Here is an 11,793-nt window from a genome sequence, read left to right as displayed (position 1 = left end):
GCCGAGGAGCCTCCAGAGGCGCGTGACGGCGGCTGGCGAGCCACCACAGGCATCCGCAACCACGATCGCGCCTGGCGGGCCACCACAGGCATCCTCCACGCTCGGCACGTCGCGCTCGGCATGTTCGCTGTCGCGCTCGGTGATATGCCCAGAGCATCCACGTCGCTCGTCATCCCACGAGGCGCTCCGAACAAGGCATCTTCGAAGCGTACGAGCTCACGACGGAGGCCCGCGCGAGCGACGAGCACGGGAGAAGTGGTCATCGTGCATCCGATGTCGTCGCCCGTGCTACCCATCGCCGTGGAACGAGTCAGTTCGCACAGACGCGGCGCGGCGGTTGCGATAAACTCCTGCGCTTGGAGACTTTGATGCAAGCCAAGAGCATCCTTTCCGTGGTGGCCCTGACCACCTTGATCGCCGGCAGCCCCTTCGCGGCAGGGTGCAAGACCACCGCCGAGGCCAGCGTGACCGAGGAGTCGGTCGAGGCTGTCCCCGTGGCCATCGAAGATCCGCTGACCGAGGAGCACGACGGCGGCTCGGTCGGGTGGGATTTCGCGCCCGATGGCACCGTGAAGGCGATCGTGAAGGCGCCTGACGGCAAACCCATCGACAAGGACGTGAGCGGCACGCTCACGTGGAAAGGGCCGAACGGCGACGCGCAGGCCCCGCTGGCGCTCGACGCGAAGACTGGGCTCCTCGTCGCGACAGGGCCCAAGCTCGAGGCCGATCTCACCGAGGTGAAGTACAACATCATCGTCGCCGGGAAGCCGTGGAACGGCACGCTCCACCTGCCCTCAGGGGGCACGAAGGTCATCGTCGAGGGCGCGAGAAAGGCCGAGAAGAGGCCCATCCCCCCGGGCAAGACGGGCCCGAACGGCGGCGTGATCCAGGTGGTCGGCGACGACACGATCGAGGTGGTCGCGGACAAGGCCTCCGGCCAGGTCAGGGTCTACGTCCTCGACGCGGATCTGAAGCCGGTCCCGGTCGGCGACCGCAAGATCAAGCTCGGCTTCGTGGGACAGGGCTCCGAGCTCGTCGTGCTCACCCCCGGCCCGGGCGGCCTGTACTGCGTCGGCAAGGTCGCGGCAAAGGTCAACCCGGTGAAGCTCACCGTCGTCGTGGCGCACCCGACGCACGCCGACGTGGTGCTCGTCGGCTATCGCCCCGGCGTGCACGTCATCGTCGGCTCGAGCGCGCCTGCCCTCAACGTCGTGGTGGCGACGACGTGGAACGTGGATGTGAGGGTCAAGACGACTCCAGGCGTGGTGGTGGTCCACGATGACGACGACGACGATGACGACGGCCGACCGGTCCACATCCACGTGCACGGCAAGCACAAGCACCACAAGCACGGGCACGCGCACGGGCACTGGAAGTGACCTCGCGCGGCGCTGGGCGGCCTACCTCACCGCCGAGGTCGACGCCGCCTCGCTCGCCGTCTTCCGCGCGAGTTATGGCGCCCTGATCGCATGGGAGGTCGTCCGATACGCCCTCCACGATCGGATCTACCGCTATTACATCGAACCAGGCTTCTTCTTCAGCTTCGTCCCCTTCGTCCGTCCGTGGGGCGGGACAGGGATGTACTGGCACTTCGGCGCCCTCTTCGTCCTCGCGCTGCTCTGCGCCGCCGGGCTCTTCTACCGGGTGAGCGCCGCGCTGCTCTGCGCCGCGCTCACGTACGTCTTCCTCCTCGACAAGGCACAATACCTCAACCACCTCTATCTCCTCTGCCTCCTCGGCCTGCTGCTCGCCGCCGCCCCGGCGCACCGCGCGCTCTCGCTGGATCGCCGCCGCGCGCGCCGCGCCTCGCCGGGCGGCGCGCCGCGTGACACGCCGGCGGAGTCCGTGCCGCGCTTCTATCTCTTCGCCCTGAAGGCCCAGATCGCCATCGTCTACTTCTACGGAGGCGTCGCGAAGCTGAACGGCGACTGGCTCCGGGGGCAGCCGCTCACCATGTGGCTCGCCGAGCACGGCGACGCGCCCCTCGTCGGGCCGCTCCTGGCCTCATCGACAACAGGGCTCGCGCTCTCGTATGCGGGGCTCTTCATCGACCTCTCGATGGGCTTCCTGCTCTTCTCCCGGCGCACCTTCCCCTTCGGCGCGGCGCTCGCCGTGGCGTTCAACCTCTCCAACGCCCTCCTGTTCAAGATCGGTATCTTCCCCTACGCGATGATCGCCGCGCTCGCGCTGTTCGGCGATCCCTCGTGGCCGAGGCGGCGCCTACCCTTCCTGTTCGAGGAAGCAAACGCCCCCGGCGACGAAGCCGGCGTCCCCTCGCCCGCCGCGCCGCGCCGGCCCACGCTGCCGCTCGCGCTGCTCCACGGGTATCTCCTGTTCCACCTCGTGGTGCCGCTCCGCCACTGGGCCTATCCGGGCGACGTCGCCTGGAACGAGGCCGGACACCGCTTCTCGTGGCGCATGAAGCTGCGCGACAAGAGCGTGAGTGAGCTTCGCATTCACGTGCTGGATCCGAGGACCGGCGTGCGCGAGCCGCTCGACGTCGAGGCGTGGCTCACGAGCCGCCAGGTCGGGGAGATGTGCACGCGACCCGACATGCTCGTCGACTTCGCGCACCACGTGGCCGATCGCCTGCAAGAGGACTCCGGGGTGCGGCCCATCATCACGGCCAGGGTCGTCGCGTCGCTCAACGGAGGTCCCCCCCGCGACCTCGTCGATCCGACGCTCGACCTCGCGTCGCAGCCGCGCGGCCTCCTCGCGCTCGTGCAACCCCCCTAGCTCCGCGTCGCCAGGCTGTTCCTTGCTTGCGCACACACCGTAGGCCCTCGTCCACGTTGCAGCGTGACACAGCACACGCCGAGCCCCCTTCTTTGCACTCCCTGGGTGAATCCACAGAAGACCGCCTTATACTGGTCTTCCCCGGACGTAATCGCCCGCACGATGCGCGCGGACGAGGCCATCACGAGGTGGAGCGCTAGCACGTCATGACCACCACAGCACCGTTCGATCTGCCAGGACACGTCGTCGAGCAGCTGATCCATGAGGGCGGCAAGACCCACGTTTACCGCGGCCGCCGCGCCGCGGATCAGCGGCCGGTCGTCATCAAGACGCTGAAGGGGGAGCACCCGAGCGTCCGCGATCTCGCCCTGCTGCGGCACGAGTTCGGCCTCCTGCGCGATCTGGACCTCGAGTCCGTGGTGAGGGTGTGCTCGCTCGAGAGGACGCGCGGCGGCCTCGCCCTCGTCACGGAGGCGGTCGAGGGCACGACGCTGAGGGCGATCCTCGACGATCGCCGGCTGGATCTCCGCGCGGCGCTGGCGCTCTCGGCGGCCATCGCCGACGCCATCGGCGCGGTGCACCGCTGTCACGTCACGCACAAGGACATCAATCCCAGCAACATCATCGTCAGCTCGGACCTGCGCCGCGCCACGCTCATCGACTTCGGCGCCTCGTCGCGGCTCAAGCAGGAGTTTCAACAGTCGACCTCGGCGTCCACCCTGCAAGGCACGCTCGCGTACATGTCGCCCGAGCAGACAGGGCGCATGAACAGGGGCATCGATTACCGCGCCGACCTCTACTCGTTCGGTGTCACGCTGTACGAGATGCTGACCGGAGCCCTGCCGTTCCCGGACGGCGATCCGGTGGACGTCCTCTACAGCCACATCGCGCGGCAGCCCGCCCCGCCGCACGAGCGCCGCGAGGACGTCCCCCAGCCGGTCTCCGAGATCGTCATGAAGCTCCTCGCCAAGGCGCCCGAGGACCGTTACCAGAGCGCGTACGGCGTCAAGGCAGACCTCGCGGAGTGCCTGCGCTCCCTCGAGCAGACGGGCCGGGTCCACCCCTTCCCCATCGGTCAGCGCGATCGCAGCCACGAGCTGCGCGTCCCGCAGAAGATCTACGGCCGGGACGAGGAGCGGGACCGGCTCCTGGCCGCCTTCGAGCGGGCCCGCGCGGGCGCCGCGGAGCTCGTGCTCGTCTCCGGCTACTCGGGCGTCGGCAAGAGCGCGCTGGTCCACGAGACCTACAAGGCCATCGCCAGGGTCGGGGGCCACTTCGCCCACGGCAAGTTCGATCAGCTGAACCGCGGCGTGCCCTGCGCCTCGGTCGTCCAGGCGTTCAGGGGGCTCGTGCAGCAGCTCCTCTCCGAGCGGACAGACGCGCTAGCCCACTGGAGAGCGGAGCTCGGCGCGGCGCTCGGCCCGAACGCCGGGCTCCTCGTCGACCTCATCCCCGAGCTCGCGCTCATCGTCGGCGAGGTGCCCCCCGTCGCGTCGCTCGGCCCCTCCGAGTCGCAGAACCGCTTCGACATGGTGTTCCGGAGCTTCCTTGGCGTGTTCGCCGCTCCGTCGCGCCCGCTCGTCCTGTTCCTCGACGACCTCCAGTGGGCGGACCCGGCGTCGCTCAGGCTGCTGCGGCTCCTGCTCACCGACGCCGATACACGCCATCTCCTGGTCGTCGGGGCGTACCGCGACAACGAGGTGAGCCCGGCGCACCCGCTCGTCATCACCCTCGACGCCATCCGCGCCGCGGGCGCGGCCGTGACCGACATCCCCCTCGCGCCGCTCTCGCACGACGACGTGACGGCGCTCGCCTCGGACGCCCTCGGCCGCGCGGCGCAGGACGTCGCCCAGCTCTCCGAGCTCCTCCACGACAAGACGCTGGGCAACCCGTTCTTCCTCGGGCAGTTCCTGCGCATGCTGGGCGACGACGGGCTCCTCCGGTGCGACCCGGAGACCGGCAGATGGACATGGGATCTCGCAGCCATCGAGTCGCGGGCCGTGACGGACAACGTCGCCGACTTCATGATCGCCAAGCTGCAGAGGCTCGCGCCGCCCACCCAGCGCGCCCTGACGCTCGCCGCGTGCATCGGGCACCGGTTCGACCTGCGCACGCTCGCGACGATCTCCGAGCAGCCGGCCTCGCGGGCGGCGCAGGATCTCTGGGCGGCCATGCAGGAAGGGGTCCTGCTCCCCATCGACGCCGACTACCGGCTCGTGCACCCGGAAGACCCGTCCCACGGCGAGACGGCGACCGACGCGTCGCTCGCCGTCTCCTACCAGTTCTTGCACGATCGCGTCCAGCAGGCGGCCTATGCCCTCATCGCGGACGAGCACAGGTGCGCCGCCCACCTGCGCGTCGGCCGCCTGATGCTGGCCAGCCAGCGCGGCGAGCCGCAGGAAGAGCAGCTCTTCGACACGGTAAACCATCTTAACTATGGCGCCGCCCTCATCGCCGATCCCGGCGAGCGCGATCTGCTCGCGCGCCTGAACCTGCGCGCCGGGAGGAAGGCCAAGGGCTCGACCGCGTACGGGGCCGCGGCGGAGTACTTCAGCGCCGGGCGGAGCGCGCTCGGGGACGACGGCGCCTCGGGCGATCACGCGCTGCGCTGGGCGCTCACGCTGGAGGCGGCCGAGTGCGAGTACCTGTGCGGCCGCTTCACCGAGGCCGAGGCGCTGTTCCAGAGGCTGCTCGAGGTGGCGGCGTCGAACCTCGATCGGGCGCGGGTCCAGAGCCTGCGGATGAAGCTCTATCAGGTCGCCGGCCGCTACGACGAGGGCGTCACCGTCGGGCAGGAGGCGCTGCGCCTGTTCGGCGTCGAGATCCCCGGGGCGAGCGAGGAGATCGGCGCCGCCGTCTCCGCCGAGGTCGCGCAGATCCCGGAGAGCATGGCGGGCAGGAGCATCGAGGACATCCTGCACGCGCCGCTGCTCGCCGACGAGCAGATGCGCGCGGTCATCAACCTGCTCGCCGACTGCGCCCCCTGCGCGTACATCGGGCGGCCGGGCGTGTTCCCGCTCATCGCGCTGAAGATGCTGAACCTGTCGCTGCGGCACGGCAACACCGAGGCGTCGTGCTTCGCCTACAGCGTTTACGGGTTCATGCTGGTCGCGGCGTTCGGCGATATCCCGTCGGGATTCCGCTTCTCGGAGATGTCGATCCGGCTGAACGAGAAGCTCGGGGACGTCTCGCTGCGGGGGACGCTGCTGCACCTCCACGGCGATCACATCAACTTCTGGGTCCAGCACATCCGGAACGATCTCCCCATCCTGGAGCGGGCGTTCCTCGCGTGCATCGAGGCCGGCGACCTCGTGTACGCGAGCTACCTGGCCTTCGAGACCGTCTGGCAGGTCTACGAGAAGGGAGATCCGCTGGCGGAGGTCCACCGCGTCGCCGAGCGCTTCGCGTCGTTCGCGCGCAAGACAGGCAATCACGCCGTCCTCGAGACGATCCGGCTGGAGCAGCAGTTCCTCCGCAGCCTGAAGGGGCTCACGGCGGCCGACGCCTCGCTGAGCGAGGAGGGCTTTGCCGAGGAGGAGTGCCTGGCCGCGCTCACCCGGGCGAGCTTCGGGTGCGGTATCGCCTTTTACCACATCATCCGGCTCATCCTCCTCTATTCCCACGGCCGCCCCGCGGAGGCGCTCGCCGCGGCGGAGGCGGCGCGCCCGGTGCTCGGGGCCGTCATGGCGATGCCGATCGAGGCGACATACCACTTCTATCTGGCGCTCACGCTGGTCGCGCTCGGCGAGCACGACGAGCGCGAGCGCGAGCGGCACGCCGGGGCGCTCTCCGCGTCGCTCGAGAAGCTCGAGCTCTGGGCCCGCCATTGCCCCGACAACTTCCGCGTGAAGCACGCCCTCGTCCTGGCCGAGGCGGCGCGCGCCTCCGGCCGCGACGTCGAGGCGATGGGGCTCTACGACGACGCCATCGACGCGGCCCGCCAGAGCGAGTTCGTGCAGTACGAGGCGCTCGCGTCGGAGCTGGCGGGCCTTTACTACGCTCGCAAGGGCCGGCGGCGCATCGCCGCGCTCTACCTGGACGCGGCGACGCACGCCTACCGGCAGTGGGGGGCAGAACGAAAGGCCACGGAGCTCGTCCGGCAGCACGGGCTCGACCCGCTCCCCATCGCTCGAGGGCCCGCGGCGGAGCACGAGAAGGCCGCCGCGCGATCGAGCAGCCTGTCGGTGAGCCACCCGCTCCTCCACAAGCTGGCCGACGTCGCGGCGGTGCTGCAGACGACGCAGGCGATCTCCAGCGAGCTCGTGCTCGGGAAGGCGCTCGACCGCGTGATGCGCGCCGTCCTCGCGAGCGCCGGCGGCCAGCGCGGCTTCCTGGTGCTCGCGCGCGAGGAGCGGTTGTTCATCGAGGCGTCCGTCACCATCGATCCTGCGTCGATCGAGGTGGAGCTCAGGCGTCCGCTGGAGGAGTCCTCGGCCCTGCCGGTCAGCGTGGTCCATTACGTGGCGCGGACGCGAGAGCTGCTCATCCTGGACGACGCCGCGGCGAGCCCTCGCTTCGCGGCGGATCCCTACCTCGCCGCGCACCGGCCCAAGTCGGTGATGGGCCTCCCGCTCGTCCACCAGAACCGGCTCACGGGCGTGCTGTACGTCGAGAACACGCTCGCGAGCGGCGCCTTCACCCCGGAGCAGACGGAGCTGCTCCGCCTCCTGGGCGCGCAGGTCGCGGCGGCGCTCGAGAACGCGCTGCTCTACGGCCGGCTGCAGGAGGCCTCCGAGAGGCAGCGCGCCATGAACGATCGGCTCGAGAGCGAGGTGCAGCGGCGCACCGAGGAGCTGTTCTCGGTCAACGAGCGCCTGTCGCAGAAGGCAGATGAGCTGAACCGGGCCAATGAGCTCTTGCTCGAGGAGCTCCGCGAGCGCGAGCGCGCCGAGCAGGCCCGGGCAGCGCTCCAGGAGGAGATCATCGGGGTGCAGCGGCTGCGCCTCTCGGAGATGGCGACGCCCATCATCCCGATCACCGATCGCGTCCTGGTCATGCCGCTCATCGGGACGATGGACGCGGCGCGCGCCGCGCAGGTGCTGGAGGCGACCCTCGCCGGCGTGGAGCGCCACAACCCGTCGATCGTGATCATCGACATCACCGGCCTGAAGCACGTCGACGCCGGGGTCGCCGACTCGCTGATCCGCACCGCCTCGGCGCTGCGGCTGCTCGGCGCGCAGGCGATCTTGACCGGGATGCAGCCGGAGGTCGCCCGTGCGCTCACGCAGGGCGGGATCGACCTCCGAGGCATCGTCACGCGCTCGACGCTCCAGAGCGCCGTCGCCCACGCGATCACGCCGTCCCCTGCCGCGCGATCCCGCTGAGCGCGCGGCGCGCTCCGCGGGCGCTCCCGCCCGCAGGTGAGGTCTGCGCGGCGGCCCCCGCCCGCCTTTCGCGCGCTACGGCGACGCCTGCTTGTCCTCGCAGCGGCCCAGCACGAAGATCCCGCAGACGCGCTCTTTCGCGAGGCACTGCTGCCCTTCCGGGCACTGCGATGGATCGAGCACGGCAGGGTCGCACGGCCTCGCGCAGAACGGGGGCGGCCCGCGCGGGGCGTCGTAGACGCCGTTCCCGTCGCGATCGAGGAAGATGGGGTTCGTGACCGCGTAGGGCGCCACCGGGTACCAGTCGGGGACCGGCGGCGACGCCGTGAAGAACCGGGAGAGCGCCTTGACCTGCGTGAACGCGAGGCTCGCGACCCGGGGCAGCTGGAGCTCGCCGAACGACACAGGCAGCGCGACCGGCGTGAGGAGGTCCTCGTCGCGCAGGCCCATCGCCACCACCACGACCCAGCCGTCCGACGGCGGCGCCGGCAACATGAGCCGCTCGTCGACGTCCACGATCGCCGACGGCCCCGAACGCGGCTCGAGCACCCGGACCAGGCGGCCGCTCACGTAGATCTCGACGCGATCCACGCCGAACCAGCTCGCCGTCTCGATCCGCAGGTCGAGCGGCACCGCGTCGCCCTCGACGCGCGCCACGCCGCCGAACGTCGCGCCGCCGACGCTCGCCCGGATGAAGGGTCCGTAGGTCGCGAACGCGCTGCCGGCGCGGAGCGACGCCGTCGCCTCGGCGAGATCGAGCGCCGCCGGCTGGTCGGTCCGCGCGCGGAAATAGGTGCGCGGGAAGCCCGGCTCCAGCGAGGCGCCGTGGCTGTCGCTGCTCCCTACCTGCGTCGGCGAGAAGCCGTGGTCGAGGTAGCGGAACAGGTCGTCCACCTGGCCCGCGTGGAAGGTGCACGGCCGATCCGCGTCCTCCGGCGGGACCGCGCCGCCCTCGCCTCCCAGGCAGAGCGCCTCCCCGTCGGCCGCGGTCCTGTCGAAGTCCCAGACGGCGTCCTGCTCCTCGGGCGTCCTCGTCAGGATCCGCTTGGTCACGCTCCAGGCCAGCGCCGAGCGGGCGCGCTGCTGGCACACCGCGTACCGCTCGCCGGGCTTGCACGCCGGCAGGCCGCCGGGAAGCTCGGCGCACGCCGCGCGGAGCGACGCCTCGTCGTGCGCGGCGTCGATCTGGGACAGGCACCGGTTGAAATCGACGACCTCCTGCACGGTGGGGGTCCGGAGCAGATCGAACCGCTTCGCGTTGAAGACCTCCATCGCGTCGAAATCGCAGCTCCCCGCCTGGAACAGCGGGTTGCTCGCCTCGAGCGTCGGGATCGACCGGCGCAGCGTGAAGGGGTCGACGCCGAGCTGGTCGATGTACCCGATGAACCCGTCGCGCGGGTGAGCGACGATCACGAGCGCGTCCTCGCCCTCCGCCGCCGTGCCGCGCACCCCGTCGATCACGTCCCCGCCCGCGCGGCAGACCCAGTCGAAGACGCCGTGATCCGGCACGTCGAGCTCGTCGTAGCGGAGCGGGAAGCCGATGAAGTGCCCGAGCTCGAGCGTCGAGACCTCGGCGCCGACCGCCGTCTTCAGGTGCTGCGCGAGCTGGAGCTGCCTCACCGCGGGCTCGAGATCCGTGTGCACGTCGTGGTCGGTGGCCACCGCGACGTCGAGCCCCTCGACGACCGCCGAGGTCACCCGCTCCTCGAGCGGCAGGCCGCTGTCGAAGCTCGGGCGCTGGTGCAGGTGCATGTCGATCGACATCCAGCCCGTCGAGTCGACCTCGCGCGGCACGACCGCCTCGATCCGCCGCACCTCCCCGGTGCGCACCTCGAGGTCGGGGACCTCGAACCGGCCGAACTCGGGCCCGCGCGTGGCGAAGACGCGGTAGCGCCCGGGCTCGATCTCGACAGCGCCCTCGCCCGTCGCCGAGCGCTCGATCTGCCGGACGCCGCTGCCGAGGCGGCCATGGCCGAGGTAGACCCGCCTCCTTCCGTCGCCCTCGAGCGGCTGCCCCGCGGCGTCGAGCGCGACGAACGTCAGCTTGGCGGGCGCGAGCCGGCCGCCCTCGTCGACCACCCGGTACGCGATCCGCGCGGGGCTCGGCAGCTCCGCCGCCACCGAGACCATGGCCCCGGCGCCGAGCGCCACGCGGATCGGCGCCGACACGGCGGTGCCCTCGGGGTTCTCCGCGACGAGCAGGTAGCCGCCCGGCGGGAGCCGCGCGTGGAAGTCGCCGTCCTCCACCGGATCGAGCCCGAGGTCGGCGTCGATGGAGCTGAGCAGCCCCACGTCCCCCGAGCGCGCGAGGTTCGCCTCGACCAGCGCGTCGACGCTCGCGAAGGCGGCGCCCGGGTCCGGGTCGCGGAAGACGTGGACGCGCGCGTTCGGCACGGGCGCGCCCGTCGACCGCCACCGCACGGCGCCCTCGAGCGCGCCGGTCGGCGTGCCCCGGGCGCCGTACACCACCTCGGCGACGCTCGCGACGTCGCCCTCGCCCACGGCGAAGTAGCGCTCGTAGGTGAACGCTCGCTTCCTGTCGCACGCCTCGTCGTCGGAGTCCGCCGCGAGGCAGCTCCGGCCGGCGCTCAGGAAGGCGGTCGCCGCGCTCGTGAAGACGGGGACGTTGACCGTGGAGGGCGGGCCGCCCTCTGTGGCCTTCGTGAAATAGCCGTAGCTGACGTCGCCGCCCGCCGCGGCGACGAAATCGAAGCTGAGCGGCTGCTGGAACGTGTCCCTGCCGGAGAAGAGGGCGTCGAACACCGCCTTCTCCTCGTCGAAGCCCATACCGGGGCCGAAGATGTCGTTCTGGTTGCCGAAGAAGACGAAATCTCCGGCGACGATGCCGCCCTTCCGCTCGGGATCTCCGTTCCGCTCGTCGCCAAGGATGCCCCTGAAGATGTCCGAAGGACCCGTGTAGTTGTCGAGCGAGAGCGGCTCTCCGCAGGCGCACGTGGGGCAGCCGTCGGCGCCTGCCGCGAGGCCGTCCTCGCACTCGAGCGCGCACGAGGCCACGCTCGGGCACCCGAGCACTTTGTCCGGCAGGAGGAGCGTCGTGCGGATCGTGACGAACCGCTCGCCCGGGCGCAGGACGTAGTCGGTGCGGAAGCGCATCGCCGGCTTGAGGCCGTCGAACAGGAGGCCGAGCAGGTCCTCCTGGGTCTTCAGCACGCCGAGCGCGTGGAAGAGGAAGCCGCCGTCGCCCTCGACCCGGACGATCGCCTCCTGCCCGTCCGAGCCGTCGTTGACCACGAAGACCTCGGTGGCGCCCGGGTCGGGCACGAGCAGGTTGGCGACCGGGAACGACTCGGCGAAGCGGTCGCGGCCCGACGCGCTCGCGAAGCGCGGATCGGGGCGGCGCAGGTCGGCGTCGACCAGCGAGCCGCCGTAGACGCCCGGCCCCGGCGAGTGGCGCGGGCCGAGGATCGCGACCCGGATCTCGTCGTTCTCCAGGAGGAAATCGCCGACATCGGCCATCGCCACCGGGCCGCCGACCAGCTCGAACCGGTTCTCGATCGGCTTGGCGCGCAGGAGGTTCGGCTCGTCGCAACCGACCAGGCCGACCAGGCCGAACAACGCGAGGGCGGAGCGGCGTTTTCGCATGGCGGGCCGCTAGAACGACAAGCGGGTTGAAGCCGCATGCAAACAGCAAGAAGTCGAACCGCCAAGGCGCCATAAGACGCCAAGATTTTTTTGTTTTTCTTGGCGTCTCATGGCGCCTTGGCGGTTCATC

General features: G+C 70.9%; 4 protein-coding genes. 3 read left to right on the top strand and 1 reads right to left on the bottom strand.

What is annotated here, in order from left to right; genetic code table 11:
• The first annotated feature begins 368 nt into the window (after positions 1-368).
• From WMF14_RS48750 to WMF14_RS48740, 3 genes are all read left to right on the top strand, one after another.
• Entirely contained in the window at positions 369-1,379 is a 1,011-nt protein-coding gene (locus tag WMF14_RS48750; protein WP_437797821.1) for a hypothetical protein, read from the top strand.
• The gene (locus WMF14_RS48745; protein ID WP_437797819.1) at positions 1,279-2,736 is read left to right on the top strand and encodes an HTTM domain-containing protein; all 1,458 of its coding nucleotides are present in this window, start codon (positions 1,279-1,281) and stop codon (positions 2,734-2,736) included. The genes WMF14_RS48750 and WMF14_RS48745 overlap by 101 nt, the downstream gene beginning before the upstream one ends.
• Positions 2,737-2,942: 206 nt before the next feature.
• Entirely contained in the window at positions 2,943-8,060 is a 5,118-nt protein-coding gene (locus WMF14_RS48740; RefSeq protein ID WP_437797817.1) for an AAA family ATPase, read from the top strand.
• A gap of 75 nt (positions 8,061-8,135) precedes the next feature.
• Here WMF14_RS48740 and WMF14_RS48735 read toward each other — a convergent pair whose 3' ends face one another.
• Positions 8,136-11,663 (bottom strand): PHP domain-containing protein, encoded by a 3,528-nt coding sequence (locus WMF14_RS48735; RefSeq protein WP_437797815.1) that lies wholly within the window; start codon positions 11,661-11,663, stop codon positions 8,136-8,138.
• Positions 11,664-11,793: the final 130 nt, after the last annotated feature.

This window comes from Sorangium sp. So ce693 (assembly GCF_051521375.1).
Classification (GTDB): Bacteria; Myxococcota_A; Polyangia; order Polyangiales; family Polyangiaceae; genus Sorangium; species Sorangium atrum.
This window is presented reverse-complemented; position numbering and strand designations above follow the sequence as displayed.

Bases quoted from the DNA above. Each gene is read 5' to 3' on its own strand.
- WMF14_RS48745 (WP_437797819.1), top strand. From the start codon at position 1,279: ATGACGACGACGACGATGACGACGGCCGACCGGTCCACATCCACGTGC.
- WMF14_RS48750 (WP_437797821.1), top strand. From the start codon at position 369: ATGCAAGCCAAGAGCATCCTTTCCGTGGTGGCCCTGACCACCTTGATC.
- WMF14_RS48740 (WP_437797817.1), top strand. From the start codon at position 2,943: ATGACCACCACAGCACCGTTCGATCTGCCAGGACACGTCGTCGAGCAG.
- WMF14_RS48735 (WP_437797815.1), bottom strand. From the start codon at position 11,663: ATGCGAAAACGCCGCTCCGCCCTCGCGTTGTTCGGCCTGGTCGGCCTG.